Genomic DNA, 26,145 nt, shown 5'->3' with positions numbered 1-26,145 from the left:
AACCTCGTGTGTGGTTTTACTCTTCATAATTTCGAGTACTTATTTTTTGAACTACGCAGCAATGCGTGTGTAAGTTTGCAATTCCGTTTGTTGTATTAATTTGTTTACAGATGCCAATAAGGAAATGTTGCCTAAATACTTTTGTCTTTAACAGAATAATGTTATGCGGGCGCGAATGCACCTGCTTTATGCGAGGGCGTTGACGAGTTGAATAAAAAGAAACCATTTGTAAATGCGAGTTTAACTACCACAAAATTTCCATTATGAATTTTTATTCATAAATTTTGCTTATTAAATCGATAATTAAGTGGGTGAATCGGTTCAGATAATATATTTTTTCGTTTAAATTAGGTTAAAACTACCCCGTGGTGGGTAAATTTAACATTTGTGCATAGTTACATGTTTGAAACGTTATTTCTGTAATGTTGTTAAAATATGCCTCCTTTACTGATTTCAATCAAAACCTGTATGGACAGAAGGTGAATACTTTGTTACTTTAGCGTCAAGAACATGAAATTGGTAAGACCAATTGACTCCGGGCAAATGGCTTAAGACAGGAAATCATGGCCTACAGCAAAATCCGCCAACCAAAACTCTCCGATGTGATTGAGCAGCAGCTGGAGTTTTTAATTCTTGAGGGGACACTTCGCCCCGGAGAAAAACTCCCACCGGAACGCGAGCTGGCAAAACAGTTCGACGTCTCCCGCCCCTCCTTACGCGAGGCGATCCAACGCCTTGAAGCGAAGGGGTTACTGCTTCGTCGTCAGGGCGGCGGCACTTTTGTACAGAGCAGCCTGTGGCAAAGCTTTAGCGACCCACTGGTAGAGCTGCTCTCTGACCATCCTGAATCCCAGTTTGACCTGCTTGAGACGCGCCATGCGTTGGAAGGTATTGCAGCCTATTACGCTGCACTGCGCAGCACGGATGAAGACAAAACGCGTATCCGTGAACTCCACCATGCGATCGAGCTTGCGCAACAGTCCGGCGATCTGGACGGCGAATCCGATGCCGTACTCCAGTATCAAATTGCTGTCACCGAAGCCGCACACAATGTGGTGCTGCTCCATCTGCTAAGGTGTATGGAGCCGATGCTGGCCCAGAACGTTCGGCAAAACTTCGAATTGCTGTATGCGCGTCGCGAGATGCTGCCGCTGGTAAGCAGTCATCGTACCCGTATCTTTGAAGCAATCATCGCCGGGAAGCCTGAAGAGGCGCGTGAAGCGTCTCACCGTCACCTGGCGTTTATCGAAGAGATTTTACTGGACAGAAGCCGTGAGGAAAGCCGTCGAGAACGCGCCTTACGCCGTCTGGAGCAACGAAAGAATTAGTGATTTTTCTGGCAGAACGTTAACCAGAAGATGTTGTAAATCAAGCGCGAACTAAAAGCGCGGCAACTAAACGCAGAACCTGTCTTATTACGCTCTCTGGCGAGAACGTAATGGGACAGGTTCCAGATAACTCAACGTATTAGATAGATAAGGAATACCCCCATGTCAGAACGTTTCCCAAATGACGTGGATCCGATCGAAACTCGCGACTGGCTACAGGCGATCGAATCGGTCATCCGTGAAGAAGGTGTTGAGCGTGCTCAGTATCTGATCGACCAACTGCTTTCAGAAGCGCGCAAAGGCGGCGTGAAAGTAGCGGCAGGTGCAGGGGCCAGCAATTATGTCAACACTATTGCCGTTGAAGATGAGCCGGAATACCCGGGTAATCTGGATCTGGAACGTCGTATCCGTTCTGCTATCCGCTGGAACGCCATCATGACCGTACTGCGTGCGTCTAAAAAGGACCTTGAGCTGGGTGGCCACATGGCATCCTTCCAGTCCTCCGCAACGGTATATGATGTTTGCTTCAACCACTTCTTCCGTGCACGCAACGAGCAGGATGGCGGCGACCTGGTATACTTCCAGGGTCACATCTCTCCGGGTATCTACGCACGCGCATTCCTGGAAGGTCGTCTGACCGAAGAGCAGATGAACAACTTCCGCCAGGAAGTTCACGGCAAAGGCCTGTCTTCCTACCCGCACCCGAAACTGATGCCGGAATTCTGGCAGTTCCCGACCGTTTCTATGGGTCTGGGCCCAATCGGTGCTATCTACCAGGCTAAATTCCTGAAATATCTGGAACACCGTGGCCTGAAAGATACCTCTAAACAAACCGTTTACGCCTTCCTCGGCGACGGCGAGATGGATGAGCCAGAATCTAAAGGTGCGATCACTATCGCGACCCGTGAAAAACTGGACAACCTGGTCTTTGTTATCAACTGTAACCTGCAGCGTCTTGACGGCCCGGTCACCGGTAACGGCAAGATTGTTAACGAACTGGAAGGCATCTTTGCAGGTGCTGGCTGGAACGTTATCAAAGTCATGTGGGGCGGTCGTTGGGATGAGCTGCTGCGTAAAGACACCAGCGGTAAACTGATCCAACTGATGAACGAAACCGTTGACGGCGACTACCAGACCTTCAAATCCAAAGATGGCGCATACGTACGTGAGCACTTCTTCGGTAAATACCCGGAAACCGCAGCCCTGGTTGCTGACTGGACCGATGAGCAGATTTGGGCTCTGAACCGTGGTGGTCACGATCCGAAGAAAGTCTACGCTGCACTGAAAAAAGCGCAGGAAACCAAAGGCAAAGCAACTGTAATCCTCGCCCATACCATTAAAGGTTACGGCATGGGTGACACTGCTGAAGGTAAAAACATCGCTCACCAGGTTAAGAAAATGAACATGGACGGCGTGCGTTATATCCGCGACCGTTTCAACGTTCCAGTGACCGATGAGCAGGTTGAAAACCTGTCTTACATCACCTTCCCGGAAGGTTCAGAAGAGCACACCTATCTGCACGCCCAGCGTCAGAAACTGCATGGCTACCTGCCTGCTCGTCAACCGAACTTCACCGAGAAGCTGGAACTGCCGGCTCTGGAAGACTTCGGTGCGCTGCTGGAAGAGCAGAACAAAGAAATCTCCACCACTATCGCGTTCGTTCGTGCCCTGAACGTGATGCTGAAGAACAAGTCGATCAAAGATCGTCTGGTTCCGATCATCGCTGACGAAGCGCGTACTTTCGGTATGGAAGGTCTGTTCCGTCAGATCGGTATCTACAGCCCGAACGGCCAGCAGTACACCCCGCAGGACCGTGAGCAGGTTGCTTACTATAAAGAAGACGAGAAAGGTCAGATCCTGCAGGAAGGTATCAACGAACTGGGTGCCGGCGCATCCTGGCTGGCTGCTGCGACTTCTTACAGCACCAACGATCTGCCGATGATTCCGTTCTACATCTACTACTCCATGTTCGGGTTCCAGCGTATCGGCGACCTGTGCTGGCAGGCAGGCGACCAGCAGGCTCGCGGCTTCCTGATTGGTGGTACTTCCGGTCGTACTACGCTGAACGGCGAAGGTCTGCAGCACGAAGATGGTCACAGCCATATTCAGTCTCTGACTATCCCGAACTGTATCTCTTACGATCCGTCTTACGCGTACGAAGTTGCGGTCATCATGCACGATGGTCTGGAGCGTATGTACGGTGAGAAACAAGAGAACGTTTACTACTACATCACCACCCTGAACGAAAACTACCACATGCCGGCAATGCCAGCAGGCGCCGAGGAAGGTATCCGTAAAGGTATCTACAAACTCGAAACCCTCGAAGGTAAGAAAGGTAAAGTTCAGCTGCTGGGCTCCGGTTCTATCCTGCGTCACGTGCGTGAAGCTGCCCAGATCCTGGCGAACGACTACGGTGTGGGTTCTGACGTGTACAGCGTAACCTCCTTCACTGAACTGGCGCGTGATGGCCAGGATTGTGAGCGCTGGAACATGCTGCACCCGATGGAAACGCCGCGCGTTCCATACATCGCTCAGGTAATGAACGACGCACCGGCAGTAGCATCTACTGACTATATGAAACTGTTTGCCGAACAGGTTCGTACTTATGTACCGGCTGATGATTACCGCGTACTGGGTACTGACGGCTTCGGTCGCTCTGACAGCCGTGAAAACCTGCGTCACCACTTCGAAGTTGATGCTTCCTACGTGGTTGTAGCGGCCCTGGGCGAACTGGCTAAACGTGGCGAAATCGATAAGAAAGTGGTTGCTGACGCAATCACCAAATTCAACATCGATGCAGATAAAGTTAACCCGCGTCTGGCGTAAGAGGTAAAAGAATAATGGCTATCGAAATCAATGTACCGGACATCGGGGCTGATGAAGTTGAAATCACCGAGATCCTGGTCAAAGTGGGCGACAAAGTTGAAGCTGAACAGTCGCTGATCACCGTAGAAGGCGACAAAGCCTCTATGGAAGTTCCGTCTCCTCAGGCTGGTATCGTTAAAGAGATCAAAGTCTCTGTTGGCGATAAAACTGAGACCGGCAAACTGATCATGATTTTCGATTCCGCCGACGGTGCAGCAACTGCTGCACCTGCTCCGGCAGAAGAGAAGAAAGAAGCGGCTCCGGCAGCAGCACCTGCTGCGGCAGCGGCGAAAGAAGTACACGTACCGGACATCGGCGGCGACGAAGTCGAAGTGACCGAAGTGATGGTTAAAGTGGGCGACACCGTTGCGGCTGAGCAGTCTCTGATCACCGTTGAAGGCGACAAAGCCTCTATGGAAGTTCCGGCGCCGTTCGCAGGCACCGTGAAAGAGATCAAAATCAGCACTGGCGACAAAGTGTCTACCGGCTCCCTGATTATGATCTTTGAAGTAGCAGGCGAAGCTGGTGCGGCTGCCCCGGCGAAAGCTGAAGCGGCTCCAGCAGCAGCTCCGGCTCCGGCAGCCTCTGGCTCGAAAGAAGTTAACGTGCCGGACATCGGTGGTGATGAAGTTGAAGTCACTGAAGTGATGGTTAAAGTGGGCGATAAAATTGCCGCTGAACAATCACTGATCACCGTTGAAGGCGACAAAGCGTCAATGGAAGTTCCGGCGCCGTTCGCGGGCACCGTGAAAGAAATCAAAATCAGCACCGGCGACAAAGTGAAAACCGGTTCTCTGATTATGGTCTTCGAAGTTGAAGGCGCAGCGCCTGCGGCCGCTCCGGCTAAACAAGAAGCGGCGGCTCCGGCTCCTGCGGCGAAAGCTGAGAAGCCAGCAGCTCCAGCTGCAAAAGCGGAAGGTAAATCTGACTTCGCTGAAAACGACGCTTACGTCCACGCGACTCCGCTGATTCGCCGCCTGGCGCGCGAGTTTGGTGTGAACCTGGCGAAAGTGAAAGGTACCGGTCGTAAAGGTCGTATCCTGCGTGAAGACGTTCAGGCTTACGTGAAAGACGCGGTTAAACGCGCCGAGTCTGCACCGGCAGCATCTGCTGGCGGCGGTATCCCGGGCATGCTGCCCTGGCCGAAAGTGGACTTCAGCAAGTTTGGTGAAATCGAAGAAGTGGAACTGGGCCGTATCCAGAAAATATCTGGGGCGAACCTGAGCCGTAACTGGGTGATGATCCCGCACGTTACGCACTTTGATAAGACCGATATCACCGATCTGGAAGCGTTCCGTAAACAGCAGAACGCCGAAGCTGAAAAACGTAAACTGGACGTGAAATTCACCCCAGTGGTCTTCATCATGAAAGCCGTTGCCGCCGCTCTGGAACAGATGCCGCGCTTCAACAGCTCTCTGTCCGAAGATGGTCAGCGTCTGACCCTGAAGAAATACATCAACATCGGCGTTGCGGTAGATACCCCGAATGGTCTGGTTGTTCCGGTCTTCAAAGACGTGAACAAGAAGAGTATTACCGAGCTGTCTCGTGAGCTGACCACCATCTCCAAGAAAGCGCGTGATGGCAAGCTGACTGCTGGCGAAATGCAGGGCGGTTGCTTCACCATCTCCAGCATCGGTGGCCTGGGTACTACCCACTTCGCGCCGATTGTTAACGCGCCGGAAGTGGCGATCCTCGGTGTCTCCAAGTCCGCAATGGAGCCAGTGTGGAACGGTAAAGAGTTTATGCCGCGTCTGATGATGCCGATTTCGCTCTCCTTTGACCACCGCGTAATCGACGGTGCGGATGGTGCGCGCTTTATCACCATCATCAACAACATGCTGTCTGACATTCGCCGCCTGGTGATGTAAGCGAAAAAGCCGGCCCGACGGCCGGCTTTTTTCTGGTAATCTCATGAAGTCAGTGAGGTTATTGTGCGAAAGACAAATCGGTTGCCGTTTGTTGTTTCAAAATTGTTAACAATTTTGTAAAATACGGGCGGATAGAACGACCCGGTGGACGACGGGTATAAATTAAGAGGTCATGATGAGCACTGAAATCAAAACTCAGGTCGTGGTACTTGGGGCAGGCCCTGCAGGTTACTCTGCTGCCTTCCGTTGCGCAGATTTAGGTCTGGAGACCGTCATCGTAGAACGTTACAGCACCCTCGGCGGTGTTTGTCTGAACGTCGGCTGTATCCCTTCTAAAGCGCTGCTGCACGTAGCTAAAGTTATCGAAGAAGCCAAAGCGTTGGCTGAACACGGTATCGTTTTTGGCGAGCCGAAAACCGATATCGACAAGATTCGTACCTGGAAAGAAAAAGTTATCACTCAACTGACCGGCGGTCTGGCTGGTATGGCTAAAGGCCGTAAAGTGAAAGTGGTTAACGGTCTGGGTAAATTTACCGGGGCGAACACCCTGGAAGTTGAAGGCGAAAACGGCAAAACCGTGATCAACTTCGACAACGCGATCATCGCGGCGGGTTCCCGTCCGATCGAACTGCCGTTCATTCCGCATGAAGATCCGCGCGTGTGGGACTCCACTGACGCGCTGGAACTGAAAACGGTTCCTAAGCGCCTGCTGGTTATGGGCGGTGGTATCATCGGTCTGGAAATGGGTACCGTGTACCATGCGCTGGGTTCAGAGATCGACGTAGTTGAAATGTTCGATCAGGTTATCCCGGCTGCCGATAAAGACGTGGTTAAAGTCTTCACCAAGCGCATCAGCAAGAAATTCAACCTGATGCTGGAAACCAAAGTGACCGCCGTTGAAGCGAAAGAAGACGGTATCTACGTTTCCATGGAAGGCAAAAAAGCGCCTGCTGAAGCACAGCGTTACGATGCCGTGCTGGTGGCTATCGGTCGTGTACCGAACGGCAAAAACCTCGATGCGGGCAAAGCTGGCGTGGAAGTTGACGACCGTGGCTTCATCCGCGTTGACAAACAGCTGCGCACCAACGTGCCGCACATCTTTGCTATCGGCGATATCGTAGGTCAGCCGATGCTGGCGCATAAAGGTGTTCACGAAGGTCACGTTGCCGCTGAAGTTATCGCCGGTAAGAAACACTACTTCGATCCGAAAGTTATCCCATCCATCGCGTACACTGAACCAGAAGTTGCATGGGTTGGTCTGACTGAGAAAGAAGCGAAAGAAAAAGGCATCAGCTACGAAACCGCCACCTTCCCGTGGGCTGCTTCGGGCCGTGCTATCGCTTCTGACTGCGCAGACGGTATGACCAAACTGATTTTCGACAAAGAATCTCACCGTGTGATCGGTGGGGCGATTGTCGGTACCAACGGCGGCGAGCTGCTGGGTGAAATCGGTCTGGCGATCGAAATGGGTTGTGACGCTGAAGACATCGCGCTGACCATCCACGCGCACCCGACGCTGCACGAGTCCGTCGGTCTGGCTGCCGAAGTGTTCGAAGGTAGCATCACCGACCTGCCGAACCCGAAAGCGAAGAAAAAGTAATTTTTCCGAAATGATAAAAAGCGGCTGAATGGCCGCTTTTTTTATGTGTTTGTTACAAAATAGTGTCAAAGTCTGGCAAAAATTAAGGTAAATCGCCGAATTGCCAGAAAATGTTTTTTCCCGTACTGCACGATACGCCCCAACCGCATGAAATCGGGATTCCAAATCAACACCCTGTTTCACAAGAAATAAATCACCTTATCTTGTCATTAGATGAAACTAATAACCCTCTAAACTAATAGCGTGATAACAAATTGAGAGGGGAAATGATGAAACGTTTTTTAAAAGCAGCAGTAATGACTACCGTGTTTATTTCCGGCATGGCGCTGGCGCAGGATGCCGTCATCCCATGGGCTACCAACAGCGGTGGTACCGAAAGCACGCATATTGCGGCAATGGGACAAAATTTGAATGCGCAGCATCAGCAGATTAGCCAGACACAGGAAGGTGTATGGGCAACAAACTCTGGCAGCATTCGGGCTGATGAAGTAGCACTTACCAGCACGAAGCCGGCGTTTAAAGGTTATCCTGAATTAATGCCGCATCAGAATTAACTCTCCCGCTCACGTCAGACACATCTTCGCTGACGTGAGCGTCTGGGCAATGACGCCAATCCCAAACTACCAGTTCTGGTAGTCATCTTATTGATATTTCCGCTAAAAAAAATTGCGCAACTGCCGATACTTTTTTCGCCATTGTGTGGCTACTGGCCGCGCGCTTAAGAGGCTCTGGACTCTTTATTACACGAAAAAAGGAAAAAACATGTCTTTAAAAAAAATCGCGGTTGTTGGCATGGTTGTCGCGACAATGACCCTGACCGGGTGTGGCGCCATGACCACCGCCGTTAAAAAACGTAATCTTGAAGTGAAAACGCAGATGAGTGAGACCATCTGGCTGGAGCCTTCCAGCGAGAAGACCGTCTACATTCAGGTGAAAAACACTTCCGATAAAGACATGAGCAATCTGCAAACCCTGCTGGCAAATGACCTGTCGGCTAAGGGCTATAAAGTGACCAGTTCGCCGGATAACGCTTACTACTGGGTGCAGGCGAACGTACTGAAAGCGGACAAAATGGATCTGCGCGAAGCTCAGGGCTTCCTGAAGACCGGTTATGAAGGGGCGGCGATGGGGGCAGCTTTAGGTGCGGGGATTACCGCCTATAACAGTAACTCCTCCGGCGCGGCGCTGGGCGTTGGCCTGGCAGCGGGACTGATCGGTATGGCTGCTGATGCGATGGTGGAAGACGTAAACTACACCATGGTCACTGACCTGCAAATCTCCGAGCGCAGCAAAGCGAAAGTGACAACGGATAACGTTGCCGCGCTGCGTCAGGGGACGTCCGGCATCAAGCTGCAAACCAGCACTGCGCAGGGCGATCGCGCAAAATACCAGACTCGTGTTGTTTCAAATGCGAATAAGGTAAACCTGAAGTTCGAAGAAGCGAAGCCGGTTCTGGAAGCTCAACTGGCGAAATCTGTCGCTAACATCCTGTAATTTGTTGCGAGTTGCCGGGGGGCTACGCTTACCCGGCAACTCATCCTTCGACTCTGGGGATTCAGGGCGCGACAGGCTGCCAGGTTTTATCCAGGTGGTAGGCGGTTAACGCCTGTGCTTTTTGCTGCGACTCCTCGCCAAGATCCGCCTGATAGACCTTGTCATCACCGTTAACCATAAAGCTCATCACGCCAGTATGATCGTAGCTAACGGGCCAGGCAACCATCGCAAAGCCGCTGGTTTTGTCGGGAAGAATACGGAAATGATAACCGTGATAGCCTGTACCGGGTTCCTGCGGACTGAAGGCTGGTCCAAGCGGGCTTGGCGCTTCACCGGGTGAAACGGGCCAGTACAGACCATCTTTTTTCCCTTCAGAGCTGACAATCTTTTGTGCGTACGTCTGGTTCATCGCAAAGTAGCTTTGCTGAGCATCGACGTAGGCATGTAACGCCTCGATGGCAGCGAGTTCGTTGCGCCCAATCTCTCGGGTCAGGATCTCTTCGGCCGCTTCCTTAATATCAAATTGCCAGCCAGAGGTGGTTTTAACCACCGGGATCGGCAGTTGCCAGTCGCTGTCTCCGACAACAAGATGCGCGGTATTACCGTCGACAACGGTGTTATGGCGAACCTTCCAGTCGCGCAGGAAGCGATCAACCGCATCAGGATCGACGCCTTCCGGCGGCAGAAACTCGCGCCAGTTTTCCCCGAGCAGGTTGTTCATCGCACTTTCATTTTGCTCACTAATAGCGTTTGCCAGCGCATCGGTGGCCTGGTCTGGCGTGCTGAAGGATTGCTGCGCCATCGCGGTGGCCGAAACCATGAACAACACCATTCCACTGAGTAGTTTATTTTTCATGTCGGTTCCCTTAACGATGACGGAATTCACGGTGTTCAGCACGACCGCCGGATAGCTGGCGAGATGGCTGGTTGCGGGCGAACTGCCTGCTTTGGGCCCCTCGCTGCTGCTGCGCCTGCCAGCTGGCAGAGCGACTGTCATTGCCGCTCAGCGCATTGGCGCGCGGCTGGCTGGTCCGTTGCTGAAAATTATGTTGCTGTATATTGCGTTGCTGCGCCGGTTGCGTGATCCGTTTCTCCTGGCGCTGGGCGGCAGCCTGGCGATTTTCACGCTGCTGAGTGTTTGCCCGTTGCGCCGTTTGCGGTTTGGTATCGTAACCGCGGTAGTTATTACGCTGAGAAATTTGCTTCAGTTGTTGACTGGATGCCTGACGCTGGGCGTCTCTCGTGCCCGTACGCACCGTTTGCGGGAATGTTTTCCCCGTTGATTTTTCCATCTGGCTCAGGGCTGCCTGACGCTGGCTATCACGGTTGACCGGTCGTTGCTGGGTTGAGCTTAAGCCCGTTGCCGTGTTAGTGGAGTGAAAGCGGTTATTGAGCTGGCTATTAGGGTACGGCACACCCTCGCGATAGGCCGGGTTGTGCTGCCAGTTACGGTTGGCGTCTGTTAGCCGTTGCCCGCTGATTTTATTGAAGTTATCAACGTTGATATTGATGTTGTTATCGCCGTTGCGGTTATACCCGCCATGGTTATCCCAGTCATCGTGATGATGGTGGTCCCAGTCATCGTCATCATCCCAGTCGATGTTGCTGAAAATGGCATAGGTTGTGGCGACACCGAGGCTGAAGCCTAAACCGTTCACGAAGCTGTTGCCAAACTGCTCGCCGGGCGTTGGCGGCAGATAGGTTGGCGGATAGGCGGTATTGGGCCAGGTGCCGTAAACCGTGTTCGGGTTATAGGTGGGGACGTACACCACCTGTGGATCGGCGGATTCAATTTTGATAATCGTTGGGCTTGTCGTGGCGGTCATGGTAGTAGAACTGGTTGTTGACTCGCTGGTGACGGTTTTAGCCGGTGCCGCTTTTGTCACAGTAGTGACGGTCTGTTGCGGTGTCGATTGCAACGCCCCGGTTTGTTGCGCCAGCGCGCGCAGGCGTTGTACGGAGTCCATGACGTCTTTCGGTTGCGCAAGGAAAGCGTCACCCAGGCTTTGTACCCACGGCGGATTTTCACCCATCAGTGACATTAACTGTGGAAAGGCAACCAGCGATTTCACGCTGGGATCCCAGGGTTGACCAGCAACGGCCTGAATGGCGGCATCGCCCTGCATCTTGGGATTATCTTTTGACCACTGCGCGGCCTGGATGACGTTAGCCGGATAGGTTGAGGCCATCAAAATTTGTGACAGCAGTGAATCCGGATAGAGCGCGATAGGCGCCACCCACTGATCGATTTGCGCAGCCGAGTATGTCGGCGCGGCAGCAGGCGCAGGTTGGTCAACGGGAGCAGGGGCCGCTACGGGAGCTGGTGCCGGCGTTGAAGGTTGTTGTGCGACGGGGGCCGGCGCAGCGGGCTCCGTTACGCGACTTTTAACGAACATCACGCCAGAGGCGGCAAACAACCCGGCACTGCACAGAAGAACAAGCAGATGTGGCTTAAATGGCAACTTCATAAAATGACTCCAACGAGACAAGCGCTGTGCCGTGAGGCGTTCCTGTTGCCGCGAGTATCATGCACCCGTGTTTGACAGTTTTGACTTTTATTGGGGATTCAGCCGGCAGGTCCGGAAAAAGAGTGTGAGTATTTATTACACAATTATATCTGACGGCTAAAAAAACGCTGGAAAATTCAGCATGTCACGCTTGAAAATCAACCGCTTTACGGCGCCCTTTATCCCTCTGAAATGCGTCCCGCCTCGCCGCTACACCATTCTTAACGATTCAGCCAATTTTTTATGTTGCTTTTTTGTAAACAGATTAACACTTAAAGAAAATCCTGTTATTGTGCCTTATGCGGTACCGGGCATTTACCCTACTAACTACTGTCTCACAGGAGCGTGAAGAGAATCGCCCATCAACAAAAGCGCCGCATTATGACAATGAGAGCGAGGAGATATCGTCGTGCTAGAAGAATACCGTAAGCACGTAGCTGAGCGTGCTGCCCAGGGGATTGTGCCCAAACCTTTAGACGCAACCCAAATGGCCGCACTTGTCGAGCTGCTGAAGACCCCGCCTGTGGGCGAAGAAGAATTCCTGTTAGACCTGTTGATCAACCGCGTTCCTCCTGGCGTAGATGAAGCCGCATATGTTAAAGCCGGTTTTCTCGCTGCTGTCGCGAAAGGCGACACCACCTCCCCACTGGTCACGCCAGAAAAAGCCATTGAACTGCTGGGCACCATGCAGGGTGGTTACAACATTCATCCGCTGATCGATGCGCTGGACGACGCAAAACTGGCGCCGATTGCTGCCAAAGCGCTCTCTTCAACGCTGCTGATGTTCGATAACTTCTACGATGTAGAAGAAAAAGCCAAAGCGGGCAACGAATATGCGAAGCAGGTAATGCAGTCCTGGGCTGATGCCGAATGGTTCCTGAACCGTCCTCAGCTTGCTGAAAAAATCACCGTTACCGTCTTTAAAGTGACGGGTGAAACCAACACCGATGACCTCTCTCCGGCCCCGGATGCCTGGTCCCGCCCGGATATCCCTCTGCACGCCATGGCGATGCTGAAAAACGCCCGTGAAGGCATTGACCCGGATCAGCCGGGCGTCGTTGGCCCGATCAAACAAATCGAAGCATTACAGAAAAAAGGCTACCCGCTGGCCTACGTCGGTGATGTTGTCGGCACCGGTTCCTCCCGTAAATCGGCGACCAACTCCGTACTGTGGTTCATGGGCGATGATATCCCGCATGTGCCGAACAAGCGCGGCGGCGGTCTGTGCCTCGGCGGCAAAATTGCGCCTATCTTCTTCAACACCATGGAAGATGCGGGCGCGCTGCCGATTGAAGTCGATGTGTCGAACATGAACATGGGCGACGTGATTGACGTTTACCCTTACAGCGGTGAAGTGCGCAACCACGAAACCGGTGAGCTGCTGGCGACATTTGAACTGAAAACCGACGTGCTGATCGACGAAGTCCGCGCCGGCGGCCGTATCCCGCTGATTATCGGTCGTGGCCTGACCACCAAAGCGCGTGAAGCGCTGGGTCTGCCGCACTCAGACGTTTTCCGTCAGGCGAAAGACGTGGCGGAAAGCAGCCGCGGCTTCTCTCTGGCGCAGAAAATGGTTGGCCGCGCCTGCGGTGTGAAAGGTATCCGTCCGGGCGCGTACTGCGAACCGAAGATGACTTCCGTGGGTTCCCAGGATACCACTGGCCCGATGACCCGTGATGAACTAAAAGACCTGGCGTGTCTGGGCTTCTCTTCTGACCTGGTGATGCAGTCCTTCTGTCACACTGCGGCGTATCCGAAGCCGGTGGACGTGAACACGCACCACACGCTGCCAGACTTCATCATGAACCGCGGCGGTGTGTCGCTGCGTCCGGGCGACGGCGTTATCCACTCCTGGCTGAACCGCATGCTGCTGCCGGATACCGTCGGTACTGGCGGTGACTCCCATACCCGTTTCCCGATTGGTATTTCCTTCCCGGCGGGCTCTGGTCTGGTGGCGTTTGCTGCCGCGACCGGCGTGATGCCGCTGGATATGCCGGAATCCGTTCTGGTGCGCTTCAAAGGCAAAATGCAGCCGGGCATCACTCTGCGCGATCTGGTACACGCCATCCCACTGTATGCAATTAAACAGGGCCTGCTGACCGTGGAGAAGAAAGGGAAGAAAAACATCTTCTCTGGCCGCATCCTGGAAATTGAAGGTCTGCCGGATCTGAAAGTCGAGCAGGCGTTTGAACTGACCGACGCGTCCGCCGAGCGTTCCGCTGCCGGTTGTACCATCAAGCTGAACAAAGAACCAATTATCGAGTACCTGACCTCCAACATCGTGCTGCTGAAGTGGATGATTGCAGAAGGCTACGGCGATCGTCGTACGCTGGAACGTCGCGTGCAGGGCATGGAAAAATGGTTGGCGGATCCGCAGTTGCTGGAAGCCGATGCTGACGCGGAATACGCGGCGGTGATCGACATCGATCTGGCGGATATCAAAGAGCCGATCCTGTGTGCGCCGAACGATCCGGACGACGCGCGTTTGCTGTCCGATGTGCAGGGCGAGAAGATCGACGAAGTGTTCATCGGTTCCTGCATGACCAACATCGGCCACTTCCGCGCCGCTGGTAAGCTGCTGGATGCGCACAAAGGCCAACTGCCGACGCGCCTGTGGGTGGCTCCGCCGACCCGTATGGACGCGGCGCAGCTGACTGAAGAAGGCTACTACAGCGTGTTTGGTAAGAGCGGCGCGCGTATTGAGATTCCTGGCTGTTCCCTGTGTATGGGTAACCAGGCGCGTGTGGCTGACGGCGCAACGGTGGTATCGACCTCTACCCGTAACTTCCCGAACCGTTTAGGTACCGGGGCAAACGTCTATCTGGCTTCTGCTGAGCTGGCGGCGGTTGCTGCGCTGATTGGCAAACTGCCTACCGCGGAAGAGTATCAGACCTATGTGGCGCAGGTGGATAAGACGGCGGTGGATACCTACCGTTATCTGAACTTCGACCAGCTTTCTCAGTACACCGAGAAAGCGGACGGCGTGATTTTCCAGACCGCACTCTAATGCGCTAACGCGTTTTGTGTAAAAACGCATCAATGCCCGGAGAAGTCTGCTTCTCCGGGCATTTTTATTTCTATTCCTTATACCCGCTACGCTTTTTTTCTGCCGCGCTGCTGCGATAATTACAGCAAGGCGCAATGCGGTATTGGCGCATTGCCGGGAGCAGAGGAAGACATTATGGATTACGAATTTCTGCGCGATATTACCGGAGTGGTAAAAGTGCGTATGTCCATGGGCCACGAGGTGGTGGGGCACTGGTTTAATGAAGAAGTGAAAGAGAACCTGGCCTTACTTGATGAAGTGGAACAGGCGGCGCGTGCGGTTAAGGGCAGTGAGCGCTCCTGGCAGCGAGCAGGGCATGAATACACGCTCTGGCTGGATGGCGAAGAGGTGATGATTCGCGCCAATCAGCTTGAGTTTTCAGGCGATGAAATGGAAGAGGGGATGAGCTACTACGACGAAGAGAGCTTTTCGCTCTGCGGCGTAGAGGATTTTCTGCAAGTGGTTGCGGCGTACCGTGAATTTGTCCATCAATCCTGAGAAATTTCAGATATCAATCAAGCCGGGTGAGACGAACCCGGCTTTTTTTTCACAAAAATGATTATTTGATTTTTATTGATCATTATTAAACTGTGATCTGCCGCGTTTGCGCTTTTATTTTGATTGAATATAATCGTTATGATTTTATTTAATCACAATATAACAACAGGCGGGAAGACCATGAACATCAAGAAGGCAATAGAACGTGTACCCGGCGGCATGATGGTTGTGCCGTTGGTTATCGGTGCCATTATCAACACTTTTGCCCCGCAGGCGTTGCAGATTGGTGGATTCACCACTGCTTTATTTAAAAATGGCGCAGCTCCTCTAATTGGCGCGTTCCTGCTCTGCATGGGCGCAGGGATTAGCGTAAAGGCGGCGCCACAAGCTTTGTTACAAGGCGGTACGATTACGTTGACAAAATTACTTGTCGCCATCGCGATTGGTCTCGGGGTTGAACATCTGTTTGGCGCGGAAGGTATCTTTGGCTTAAGCGGTGTCGCCATTATTGCGGCAATGAGTAACTCCAATGGCGGGCTTTATGCGGCGCTGGTGGGGGAGTTTGGCAACGAACGTGATGTCGGTGCGATCTCTATCTTGTCGCTGAATGATGGGCCTTTCTTTACCATGATCGCATTGGGCGCGGCGGGTATGGCAAATATTCCTATCATGGCGCTGGTGGCGGTTTTGGTACCGCTGGTGGTAGGTATGATCCTCGGTAACCTCGATGCCAATATGCGTGACTTCCTGACCAAAGGCGGTCCGTTGCTCATTCCTTTCTTTGCCTTTGCGCTTGGGGCCGGTATTAACCTGGAAATGCTGCTGCAGGGCGGTCTGGCGGGCATCCTGTTGGGGGTGCTGACTACCTTTGTTGGCGGCTTCTTTAACATTCGCGCCGACCGTCTCGTCGGAGGGAGTGGTATTGCTGGCGCTGCTGCATCCAGTACTGCAGGGAACGCGGTAGCGACGCCGTTGGCGATAGCACAAGCCGATCCATCGCTGGCAGAGGTTGCTGCTGCGGCTGCGCCGTTGATCGCAGCGTCAGTCATCACGACCGCTATTCTGACGCCAATTCTTACGTCGTGGGTGGCGAAAAAGCAGGCGCGCCAGGCAGTTCAGGAGAACAAAGCATGAAAATGATCGTTATCGCCGATGATTTTACGGGGTCTAACGATACCGGCGTACAGTTGGCGAAAAAAGGCGCACGTACGGAGGTCATGCTCACACCTGCGCAGAAACCCTCTCGTCGCGCCGATGTTCTGGTCATCAACACCGAAAGTCGGGCGATGCCTGCAATGCAGGCCGCTGCAGCTGTACAACAGGCGTTAGCGCCATGGTGTGAAGAAGCGGTAACACCGCTGGTATACAAAAAAATCGACTCTACTTTCCGGGGCAATGTCGGGGCCGAAGTCACCTCAGCGATGCGTGCTGCTGGTCGGACGCTGGCCGTGATTGCGGCAGCGATCCCTGCTGCCGGGCGTACCACACAGGATGGATTATGTCTGGTACATGGCGTGCCGCTGTTAGAGACGGAATTTGCCAGCGATCCAAAAACGCCCATTCACTCTTCTCGTATTGCTGAGCTGATCGCGTTGCAAAGCGATATCCCGGTACATGAGGTGTCGCTATCGGATGTGCGTCGGGGAAGCTTAAGCGCGCTGCTTCGCGCTTTTGCGACAGAAGGCGAATGCATGGTGGTTGTGGATGCAGTGGAAGAGCGAGATCTGTCGCTAATCGCACACGCTGTTTGCGAACAAAAACAGATGCCGTTATTGGTCGGGGCGGCAGGGCTTGCCAATGCCTTACCTGCCGGAACGTTTATGCAAGAAAAGCAGGCATTACCGGTGCTGGTCGTGGCGGGCTCAATGAGCGAAGCAACGCGACGTCAGGTGGAAAAAGCGTTGTGCCAGGGCCGGGCAACGGTGGTTGAAATCGATGCCGCGCGATTGTCTGCATCGTCATTTGAGCAGGAAATGGCCTCTGTTGTTGAACAGGCTTGCGCGCAGTTGAGCCAGCAACAGCACACGATCTTGCGTACCAGTCGGCGTGCAGAAGACCGGAATATGATCGACTCGCTGTGCGCCAACCTGGGGATGAGCCGGCAACAGTTGGGAGAGCTGCTGAGTCGGCGTCTTGGAGAGATAACATTGCGGATTATTGAGCGGGCGCGTATCGGCGGTTTGTTCCTGACCGGAGGCGATATTGCTACGGCGGTCGCCAGTGCGCTGGGGGCAGAAGGGTATCGCATTCAAAGTGAGGTTGCCCCCTGTATTCCGTGTGGAACATTTGTGAACAGCGAGATTGATGACTTGCCAGTAATCACCAAAGCGGGTGGATTCGGTTCCGACACGACCCTTTGTGATGCGCTTTATTTTATTGAGGAGATGTACCGTGGTAACTAAAACTATTGCGATTACGATGGGAGATCCGGCGGGGATTGGTCCGGAAATTATTGTTAAAGCACTGCGTGAAGATGACCTTAATGGCGCCCCGCTGGTGGTGGTTGGGTGCCTGCAAACTCTGCAGCGATTACAGGCCCAGGGGCTGGCTGAAGGGGTGACATTCCGTGCAATCGAAAAGGTTGCTGATGCCCGATTCGAACCGGGTACGATTCATGTGATTGATGAACCGTTGGCGCAACCCGACGAACTGGTCCCGGGAACAGTGCAGGCGCAGGCAGGCGATCTGGCCTATCGCTGTGTAAAACGGGCGACGGAACTGGCGATGAAGGGCGATGTGCACGCTATTGCGACCGCGCCGTTGAATAAAGAAGCATTACATCTTGGCGGACACAATTATCCCGGACATACGGAACTACTGGCAACGTTGACGGAAAGTCGTGATTACGCCATGGTGCTCTACACCGACAAGCTGAAAGTCATCCATGTTTCCACGCATATTGCTTTGCGCAAATTTCTCGATACGCTCAATGGGCAACGTGTTGAAACGGTGATTGGCATTGCCGATACCTTCCTGAAGCGCGTCGGTTTTGCGCATCCGCGTATTGCCGTCGCGGGGGTGAATCCACATGCCGGTGAGAATGGCCTGTTTGGTGATGAGGAAATCCGCATTGTCGGGCCTGCGATTGAGAATATGAAAGCGAAGGGGATGAATGTATACGGACCGTGCCCGCCGGATACTGTGTTTTTGCAGGCTTATGAAGGCCAGTACGACATGGTGGTGGCGATGTATCACGATCAGGGTCATATCCCGCTTAAGTTGCTTGGTTTTTATGATGGGGTAAATATCACAGCAGGTTTGCCGTTTATTCGTACTTCAGCCGATCACGGTACGGCATTTGATATCGCCTGGACGGGAAAAGCAAAATCTGAGAGCATGGCCGTATCGATCAAACTGGCAATGCAACTGGCGTAATTTACTGTTATGAAAGGCCAACACCGTCTGGATAAGATTGTGGCGTATTTGAAAAATCATACGCTGGTTACCGTGGAGCAACTGGTTGAGGCGGTTGACGCCTCTCCAGCAACAATCAGACGCGACCTCATCAAGCTGGATGAACAGGGCGTGATCAGCCGTAGCCACGGCGGTGTTGCCCTGCGACGTTTTGAAGCGGCGCAGCCGACTACCAATGAAAAGCAACTGCGATCGCCCGCTGAGAAACGGGCGATTGCGCGTTTTGCCGCCTCAATGGTGCATGCTGGCGATGCCGTGGTGCTTGATGCCGGTACCACAATGCTGGAGCTGGCAAAATGTCTGACCCATTTGCCGCTGCGCGTCATTACTGTTGATCTGCATATTGCCCTGTTTTTGTCAGAATTCCGCCAGATAGAAGTGACGATTGTTGGTGGGCGCATTGATGACAGCAGTCAGTCCTGCATTGGTGAGTTTGGACGGAAAATGTTGCGTAGCGTCTATCCCGATATCGCCTTTATGAGCTGTAACACCTGGAGCATGGACAAGGGGGTGACCACGCCAACGGAAGACAAAGCGGGACTGAAGCAAGAAATTATCGCCAATGCGCAACGGAAGGTATTACTGGCGGATAGCAGTAAGTATGGCGCGCATTCGTTATTTAACGTCGCGCCGCTTAGCCGCTTTACTGATATTGTTACCGATGTGAATTTACCGCAAGGCGCAAAGGCTGAATTAAAAGCGCAATCCGTGGCCCTGACGCTGGTACAGCCAGAGTAACGGCGGTGGATTATTTAACGTAAGCCAACAGGCTCAGGGAATCACGCGCCAGCGCTTTGCATTTTTTTGCCGTTGGGATGCCGATACCGCTGAGATCGCGATAGCTGTCCTCACCCAGCGCCTTCATGTTGAAGGTGTCGTAATTACTCAGGTCCCACTGGTTTTGCTGGGCAAAAAAGACCAGTGCGCGACGGATCTGCCCATTTGGCAAATTCTGGTATCCACAGTCATTTTTCAGAAAAACAAAAACTGCCGTTAAATCGGCCATATCTTCGGCTTCGGACTCGCTCAGCGCGTAGCTATTTGCGCATACGGCCATCAGGCTGCCGAACAAAACTGTTCTGAAAAACGTCTTCATTGCTTCTACCACTGCATCACGGAATTTAAACGTTAGCACACTGCGAGCGAAGCGACGACCTTTATTATTAGCCGTTTACTTGACCTTCCCGTAAGGGGAAGGCTTATGCTTAAAAGATAGCCTGCTTAAGCTGCTGAATATAAGGAAGTGATTATGCAACGTCGTGACTTTTTAAAGTACTCCGTGGCGCTGGGCGTCGCGTCAGCATTACCTCTATGGAGCCGTAGCGTATTTGCCGCCGACCGTCCGGCATTGCCCATTCCAGACCTGTTAACCGCCGATGCTTCTAATCGCATTCAGTTGATTGCACAAGTCGGGCAGTCGAGCTTTGCAGGTAAAACCGCCACGACGTGGGGATATAACGGCAATTTGCTCGGACCGGCGCTAAAGCTGAACAAAGGGCAATCGGTGACGGTGGATATCCACAACCAGCTTGCCGAAGAGACGACGTTGCACTGGCACGGACTGGAAATTCCTGGTGAAGTTGACGGTGGGCCGCAAGGTATTATCCCGGCAGGCGGGAAACGCTCTGTAACTTTCACCCCGGATCAACGGGCAGCAACCTGTTGGTTCCACCCGCATCAGCATGGCAAAACCGGTCGTCAGGTGGCGATGGGGCTGGCCGGACTGGTGCTGATTGAAGATGAAGAGATTCACAAACTACTACTGCCGAAGCAGTGGGGCATAGATGATGTGCCGGTAATTATTCAGGATAAGCAGTTTTCCACCGATGGACAGATCAACTATCAACTGGACATGATGACCGCTGCCGTCGGCTGGTTTGGCGATACGCTGCTGACCAACGGCGCGATTTATCCTCAGCATGCCGCGCCGCGCGGTTGGCTGCGTTTGCGCCTGCTGAACGGGTGTAACGCTCGCTCGCTGAATATTGCCGCCAGCGACAATCGTCCTCTGTACGTTATTGCCAGCGATGGTGGACTGTTGGCGGAACCGGTCAAAGTAACTGAACTTCCTATGCTGATGGGCGAGCGCTTTGAAGTGCTGGTGGATGTGAGCGACGGTAAGGCGTTTGATCTGGTCACTCTTCCTGTCAGCCAGATGGGGATGGCGGTTGCGCCATTTGATAAGCCGCACCCAGTGATGCGCGTTCAGCCGCTGCTGATTACCGCTTCCGCAACGCTGCCTGATTCGCTGACATCCATGCCGTCATTGCCGTCACTGGATGGCCTGACGGTGCGCAAACTACAGCTATCTATGGATCCGATGCTTGACATGATGGGCATGCAAATGCTGATGAAGAAGTACGGTGGTCAGGCGATGGCGGGTATGGATCATGGGAAGATGATGGACCATATGAATAATGACAATATGGGCCACGGGAAGATGAATCATGGCAATATGAACCATGGCAACATGGGGAATATGCAGCATGGCAACATGAAGCAGGCGGGATCATTTGATTTCCATAATGCCAACCGGATTAACGGTCTGGCGTTTGATATGAATAAACCCATGTTCGCCGCGGCGAAAGGTCAGCATGAGCGCTGGGTGATTTCTGGTCAGGGCGACATGATGCTGCATCCGTTCCATATTCACGGCACCCAGTTCCGCATTTTGTCTGAGAATGGCAAAGCGCCTGCCGCGCACCGCGCGGGATGGAAGGACACGGTACGGGTAGAAGGCGGCGTCAGCGAGGTGCTGGTGAAGTTTGACCACAATGCGCCGAAAGAGCATGCCTATATGGCGCATTGCCATTTGTTAGAGCATGAAGATACCGGCATGATGCTCGGTTTTACCGTATAAACAGCGTCGGATAGCGGTGGCGCTATCCGCTAAACGTTTATTACGAAAACGGATATTACCCTATCGTCGAGTAAAAGCGTGCATATACTGAGGGAGTTAATCACTCATACCAAGAGGTATTCATGACGCTTTTCCGTAATATACTGGCAGCATCGTTTATCATGCTTTTGGCGGTCTCTGCGCAGGCCGCGATGAAGATGGAACGCCAACAGATTTCGAAACTGAATTTAAGCCTCGAAATCCCTCAGACGCTCACGCCCATGCCGGACGAGATGGCAAAAATCAAATACCCTTCCGAAAATCGTCCGCAGGTGATTTACGGTGACGAACGTGGTAAAGCGTCTTTAGGCATTACCGCCGGGCGCAACGCGCTGCCTGCCGCTCAGTTGGATATGGCAAAGGACGCGACGCTGAAAATGCTGACCAACTTCAAGCCGCAGGCGGAACCCGTCACGGTTGACGGGCATAAAGCGTGGCTGATTACCTTCCGCTCGCAAGCGCCGGATACTGAAATTCTCAACCTGCTGCTGGTTACCTCGCAAAATGAGAAAGCGGTGCAGGTCTCCTTCAATATGACCAAAGATCTGGTGTCGCAGTACCAGGACGCCGCGAAGGCTTCGCTGCTGTCACTGAAGTTTGAATAAAAAAAGCGCCCGCAACACTGCGGGCGCTTTTCATTTTACTTCGCGTCGTCCGGCAACGCGTACGCCACGATATAATCGCCCATCTTCGTGCCAAACGACCCGTGACCTCCGGCGGAGATCACCACATACTGTTTGCCATTCACTTCATAGGTCATCGGTGTCGCCTGTCCACCTGCCGGTAGACGACCTTGCCACAATTTCTCACCGTTACTCATGTTGTAGGCGCGCAGATAGTTGTCGGCGGTCGCGGCAATGAACAGCACGTTACCGGCGGTGGAAATAGGCCCCCCCAGCATTGGCATTCCCATATTGAACGGCACCTGAACCGGCATTGGGAACGGCATGCTGTCCTGCGGTGTGCCAATACGTTTTTTCCACACCACTTCATTGGTCTTCAGATCCACGGCGGAGATGTAGCCCCAGGCTGGCTGCTTACACGGCAGGCCAAATGGCGACAGGAACGGATTCAGCGTGACGCCGAACGGAACACCATACTGGGGCTGAATTCCTGATTCTGTGCCGGTGCCTTTGGCATCTTTCGGCGGCTCCATCGGATTGCCTGGGCCGCGTGGGATCAGCTTCGATACAAACGGCAAGGCCATCGGGTTGGCAATCGCCACCTGACGGTTAGGATCAACGGAGATGCCGCCCCATTCAAACATCCCCAGGTTGCCAGGGAACACCAGCGTACCCTGCTCTGAAGGCGGGGTGAAGATGCCCTCATAACGCAGTTGGTGGAACATCACGCGACACACCAACTGATCGAACATGGTGGCGCCCCACATATCCGCGCCGCTCAAATCTTTCTGCGGACGGAAGGTGAGATCGGAGAACGGCTGGGTTTTGCTGACGTAATCACCTTTGGCTGCGCCCTGCGGCACCGGTTTTTCCGGGGCAGGTACCACCAGTTCACCATTACGGCGGTCGAGCACGAAGATGTTACCGGTCTTCGCCGGTGCGTAAATGACAGGGACTTTCTGCCCTTTAACGGTGATATCCGCCAGCGTCGGCTGCGCCGGTAAGTCCATATCCCATAGATCGTGATGAACGGTTTGATAGCTCCAGGCCAATTTCCCGGTCGTGGCATTTAACGCCAGGATGGCGCTGGCATAACGTTCCTGTTCCGGCGTGCGGTTACCGCCCCAGATGTCCGGAGTGGTGACGCCCATGGGCAGATACACCAGATCCAGCTTCGCGTCATAGGCCGCAGGGGCCCAGGAGTTGGGTGAGTTAAAGGTGAACGTATGTTCATCTGACGGGATGAAATTGGGATCTTTGGCGCCTGGATCGAACGCCCACAGCAGCTTACCGGTATTCACATCGAAACCACGGATAACGCCGGAGGTTTCGCGGGTGGAGAAGTTATCGGTCACCGACCCGGCAATCACGATGGTTTTATCAGTAATGATGGGCGGCGACGTCGGCTCATACAGACCCGGCGTGGTATCCGGCATGTTGGTCTGTAAGTTAAGGATGCCTTTATTGGCGAAGGTTGCGCACAGCTTGCCGGTTTCCGCGTTCAGGGCAAACAGACGGCCATCGTTCACCGGCAGGATGATGCGGCGCGGACAGTCAGCAACCACTTCCGGGCTGGCGTTATCGGCCCGTGCTTCATGATAAGAAACGCCGCGACAGGTCACGTGCTGGAAAGAGGTGTTGGTATTGAGTTGCGGATCGAAATGCCACTTCTCTTTACCACTCGCTGCATCAAGTGCAAACAGACGCTGGTGGGCGGTACACAGATAGAGCGTATCACCAACTTTGATCGGCGTGACTTCATTGGTGATTTCACCCGGATCGTTCGGCTGTTTTAAATCACCGGTACGAAATACCCAGGCTTCTTTCAATTGATGTACGTTGTCGGCGTTAATTTGTTTTAACGGTGAGTAGCGTTGACCTTCCTGATTGCGCCCGTAAGCGGGCCAGTCCTCGTCGGCCACCGGTGAAATTGCTTCGGCCGGGGTGGTATCCGCGCTCAGCGTGCCGTGTATTTCCTGCGGATCGTTGAAACCCGCCCAGGTCAGGATCCCGCCGCTAATCAGTAGTGCGACGACCAGCGCTGTTACCGCACCGCTGGAAGGTACGAGCAGATGGCGCCAGACGAGCGGCAGAATCAGCCAGATACCGAAGAAGACCAGGATATCGCTACGCGGTGTTAATGCCCAGAAATCAAACCCAACTTCCCATACGCCCCAAATCATAGTGGCGAGAAGCAGGACGGCATACAGCCAAAGCGCGGAGCGTTGACTACGCCATAGCAGGAAGGCCACGCCGAGCATGGCCAGACCCGCAATAGGGTAATACCAGGAGCCACCGATGGCGACCAGCCAGCCTCCGCCAATCAGGAGATAGAGTCCACAAAGTGCGGCGAACAGAGCACTCAGTGTCACGATAAGTCGTTGGGATCGTACGTTGTTATTTGCCATAAAAAATACCATCACAGGTGTTATTTCTTTAATAGCAGTTAATTATAGGAGTTAAAACGCGTGATGATTGTCACACAATGAACTTTATCAACAGATGCCGCGGATGAATGCTTTTGCTGGTATACTGCGTGCCTTGCGCTTAGATGCTCGCTTATTAAAAGTAAGCATTGAGTGATTTGTTTTTAAATCATATGGTTAGAGATATGAAACATACTGTTGAAGTCATGATCCCGGAAGCGGAGATCAAAGCGCGTATTGCTGAACTGGGACGTCAGATTAACGAACGTTATAAGGACAGCGGCAGCGATATGGTGCTGGTTGGTCTGTTACGCGGCTCATTTATGTTTATGGCGGACCTGTGCCGTGAAGTGCATGTCTCCCACGAAGTCGATTTCATGACTGCATCCAGTTATGGCAGCGGAATGTCTACCACGCGTGATGTTAAAATCCTGAAAGACCTGGATGAAGACATTCGTGGCAAAGACGTGCTGATTGTTGAAGACATCATCGACTCCGGCAACACGCTGTCTAAAGTGCGTGAGATTCTGAGCCTGCGCGAGCCGAAATCCCTGGCTATCTGTACGCTGCTGGATAAACCTTCCCGTCGTGAAGTGGATGTGCCGGTTGAGTTTATCGGATTCTCTATTCCAGATGAGTTTGTGGTCGGCTACGGCATTGACTATGCCCAGCGTTATCGCCATCTGCCGTACGTTGGCAAAGTAGTGCTGCTGGACGAGTAATTGGCTGGAGTGCCTGATGGCGCTTCGCTTATCAGGCCTACGGCGCAGGTTTGTAGGCCGGGTAAGGCATAGCCGCCTCCCGGCAATGTCACATTATTTATGGTTGCAGTGTTTCTGGCTGAGGTTAGATAACCCCTGGCGATAGCGCTGCTCCAGCGTTTCGCGGCTGGTGGCGGTGACGTCGAGATCGCGCAGCAGGCCATCATGAATACCGTAGGCCCAGCCGTGAATCGTGACTTTCTGACCGCGCTTCCAGGCGGATCGCATAATCGTTGAATGACCCAGGTTATAGACCTGCTCCATGACATTCAGTTCGCACAGAGTGTCCATGCGGCGTTCCTGCGGCATTTCGCCCAGCAGTGAGCTGTGTTTAAACCAGATATCGCGAATATGCAGTAACCAGTTATCAATCAGCCCCTGTTCTTTATTTTCAATAGCCGCCTGGACGCCGCCGCATCCGTAGTGGCCGCAAATAATAATATGTTCCACTTCCAGCACATCCACCGCATACTGAACCACTGAGAGGCAGTTCAGGTCGGTGTGAATAACCAGATTGGCAACATTACGGTGGACGAATAATTCGCCCGGTTCCAGACCGGTCAATCGTTCAGCGGGAACGCGGCTATCGGAACATCCAATCCATAGAAAACGTGGATTCTGCGCATGTGTCAGCGTTTCAAAAAATCCGGGATCCTCTTCTACCAGCATCTTTGACCATAGTGCATTGTTGCTGATGAGTGTATCTATGTCTTTCATGGAGTTGTACGACCCGAAACCAGATAAATTCGATGGGCTAATATAGGGTAACTCCAGCATTAATTAAACTATATATGAAATGTCAGAACGTAAGGTAAG

20 protein-coding genes are annotated in these 26,145 nt (G+C 53.1%); 15 read left to right on the top strand and 5 right to left on the bottom strand.

The genetic code is table 11. The features are described 5' to 3' along the window. Positions 1 to 563 precede the first annotated feature (563 nt). The 6 genes from pdhR (at position 564) to traT (ending at position 9,155) form a co-directional block, all read left to right on the top strand. Positions 564 to 1,328: a pyruvate dehydrogenase complex transcriptional repressor PdhR gene (gene pdhR / locus M4I31_RS19595; RefSeq protein ID WP_003018699.1), complete on the top strand. Its 765-nt coding sequence runs from the start codon at positions 564 to 566 to the stop codon at positions 1,326 to 1,328. 162 nt (positions 1,329 to 1,490) lie between these two features. Beyond that, complete coding sequence (aceE, locus tag M4I31_RS19590) at positions 1,491 to 4,154, top strand: pyruvate dehydrogenase (acetyl-transferring), homodimeric type (protein WP_038637266.1); 2,664 nt, start codon at positions 1,491 to 1,493, stop codon at positions 4,152 to 4,154. A gap of 14 nt (positions 4,155 to 4,168) precedes the next feature. Continuing rightward, on the top strand, positions 4,169 to 6,061 hold the full coding sequence (gene aceF, locus M4I31_RS19585) for a pyruvate dehydrogenase complex dihydrolipoyllysine-residue acetyltransferase (RefSeq protein WP_085048302.1): 1,893 nt from the start codon (positions 4,169 to 4,171) through the stop codon (positions 6,059 to 6,061). Positions 6,062 to 6,236: 175 nt separating this feature from the next. After that, positions 6,237 to 7,661: a dihydrolipoyl dehydrogenase gene (gene lpdA, locus M4I31_RS19580; RefSeq protein WP_003018686.1), complete on the top strand. Its 1,425-nt coding sequence runs from the start codon at positions 6,237 to 6,239 to the stop codon at positions 7,659 to 7,661. A gap of 269 nt (positions 7,662 to 7,930) precedes the next feature. Then, positions 7,931 to 8,215 (top strand): hypothetical protein, encoded by a 285-nt coding sequence (locus M4I31_RS19575; RefSeq protein ID WP_060855471.1) that lies wholly within the window; start codon positions 7,931 to 7,933, stop codon positions 8,213 to 8,215. A 208-nt stretch (positions 8,216 to 8,423) separates the two neighbouring features. Beyond that, positions 8,424 to 9,155 (top strand): conjugal transfer complement resistance protein TraT, encoded by a 732-nt coding sequence (gene traT / locus M4I31_RS19570; protein WP_038637274.1) that lies wholly within the window; start codon positions 8,424 to 8,426, stop codon positions 9,153 to 9,155. A gap of 61 nt (positions 9,156 to 9,216) precedes the next feature. On the opposite strand, the gene M4I31_RS19565 is transcribed toward traT, so the two are convergent. Together M4I31_RS19565 and M4I31_RS19560 are read right to left on the bottom strand one after the other, a co-directional pair. Further along, the gene (locus M4I31_RS19565; protein WP_085048301.1) at positions 9,217 to 10,011 is read right to left on the bottom strand and encodes a DUF2950 family protein; all 795 of its coding nucleotides are present in this window, start codon (positions 10,009 to 10,011) and stop codon (positions 9,217 to 9,219) included. Between the two features lie 10 nt (positions 10,012 to 10,021). Next, a complete protein-coding gene (locus M4I31_RS19560) occupies positions 10,022 to 11,623 on the bottom strand; it encodes a DUF3300 domain-containing protein (RefSeq protein WP_085048300.1) in 1,602 nt (533 codons plus the stop codon). Positions 11,624 to 12,071: 448 nt separating this feature from the next. Here M4I31_RS19560 and acnB point away from each other — a divergent pair, with 448 nt between their 5' ends. The 6 genes from acnB to M4I31_RS19530 all read left to right on the top strand — a co-directional run bounded on the left by acnB (position 12,072) and on the right by M4I31_RS19530 (position 19,358). Beyond that, positions 12,072 to 14,669 carry a bifunctional aconitate hydratase 2/2-methylisocitrate dehydratase gene (gene acnB / locus M4I31_RS19555; protein WP_085048298.1) on the top strand — a complete coding sequence of 866 codons (2,598 nt, stop codon included), beginning with the start codon at positions 12,072 to 12,074 and terminating at the stop codon, positions 14,667 to 14,669. 174 nt (positions 14,670 to 14,843) lie between these two features. Then, complete coding sequence (gene yacL, locus M4I31_RS19550; RefSeq protein ID WP_038637284.1) at positions 14,844 to 15,206, top strand: protein YacL; 363 nt, start codon at positions 14,844 to 14,846, stop codon at positions 15,204 to 15,206. Between the two features lie 180 nt (positions 15,207 to 15,386). Continuing rightward, a complete protein-coding gene (locus M4I31_RS19545) occupies positions 15,387 to 16,340 on the top strand; it encodes a 2-keto-3-deoxygluconate permease 1 (RefSeq protein ID WP_038637287.1) in 954 nt (317 codons plus the stop codon). After that, on the top strand, positions 16,337 to 17,608 hold the full coding sequence (locus M4I31_RS19540) for a D-threonate kinase (protein WP_085048297.1): 1,272 nt from the start codon (positions 16,337 to 16,339) through the stop codon (positions 17,606 to 17,608). The genes M4I31_RS19545 and M4I31_RS19540 overlap by 4 nt, the downstream gene beginning before the upstream one ends. Next, on the top strand, positions 17,598 to 18,581 hold the full coding sequence (locus tag M4I31_RS19535; protein WP_085048296.1) for a D-threonate 4-phosphate dehydrogenase: 984 nt from the start codon (positions 17,598 to 17,600) through the stop codon (positions 18,579 to 18,581). Before M4I31_RS19540 ends, M4I31_RS19535 begins: the two co-directional genes overlap by 11 nt. A 9-nt stretch (positions 18,582 to 18,590) precedes the next feature. Then, the gene (locus M4I31_RS19530) at positions 18,591 to 19,358 is read left to right on the top strand and encodes a DeoR/GlpR family DNA-binding transcription regulator (protein ID WP_038637298.1); all 768 of its coding nucleotides are present in this window, start codon (positions 18,591 to 18,593) and stop codon (positions 19,356 to 19,358) included. Between the two features lie 10 nt (positions 19,359 to 19,368). Here the strand turns inward: M4I31_RS19530 and M4I31_RS19525 are convergent, their stop codons facing one another. After that, complete coding sequence (locus M4I31_RS19525; protein WP_003018667.1) at positions 19,369 to 19,716, bottom strand: YacC family pilotin-like protein; 348 nt, start codon at positions 19,714 to 19,716, stop codon at positions 19,369 to 19,371. Between the two features lie 153 nt (positions 19,717 to 19,869). Here M4I31_RS19525 and cueO point away from each other — a divergent pair, with 153 nt between their 5' ends. Both cueO and M4I31_RS19515 read left to right on the top strand, forming a co-directional pair. Next, positions 19,870 to 21,480: a multicopper oxidase CueO gene (gene cueO / locus M4I31_RS19520; RefSeq protein ID WP_085048295.1), complete on the top strand. Its 1,611-nt coding sequence runs from the start codon at positions 19,870 to 19,872 to the stop codon at positions 21,478 to 21,480. A gap of 122 nt (positions 21,481 to 21,602) precedes the next feature. Further along, positions 21,603 to 22,124, top strand: a complete 522-nt coding sequence (locus M4I31_RS19515) for a hypothetical protein (RefSeq protein WP_085048294.1) — start codon at positions 21,603 to 21,605, stop codon at positions 22,122 to 22,124. Positions 22,125 to 22,159: 35 nt separating this feature from the next. Here M4I31_RS19515 and M4I31_RS19510 read toward each other — a convergent pair whose 3' ends face one another. After that, complete coding sequence (locus M4I31_RS19510; RefSeq protein ID WP_085048486.1) at positions 22,160 to 24,550, bottom strand: glucose/quinate/shikimate family membrane-bound PQQ-dependent dehydrogenase; 2,391 nt, start codon at positions 24,548 to 24,550, stop codon at positions 22,160 to 22,162. A gap of 203 nt (positions 24,551 to 24,753) precedes the next feature. Here M4I31_RS19510 and hpt point away from each other — a divergent pair, with 203 nt between their 5' ends. Then, positions 24,754 to 25,290, top strand: coding sequence for a hypoxanthine phosphoribosyltransferase (gene hpt / locus M4I31_RS19505; protein ID WP_042312274.1), 537 nt, complete (start codon positions 24,754 to 24,756; stop codon positions 25,288 to 25,290). A 93-nt stretch (positions 25,291 to 25,383) separates the two neighbouring features. Here hpt and can read toward each other — a convergent pair whose 3' ends face one another. Further along, entirely contained in the window at positions 25,384 to 26,046 is a 663-nt protein-coding gene (gene can / locus M4I31_RS19500; protein ID WP_038637306.1) for a carbonate dehydratase, read from the bottom strand. Between the last annotated feature and the right edge of the window lie 99 nt (positions 26,047 to 26,145).

This window comes from Citrobacter sp. XT1-2-2, from assembly GCF_023516235.1.
GTDB classification, from domain to species: Bacteria; Pseudomonadota; Gammaproteobacteria; order Enterobacterales; family Enterobacteriaceae; genus Citrobacter; species Citrobacter werkmanii.
This window is presented reverse-complemented; position numbering and strand designations above follow the sequence as displayed.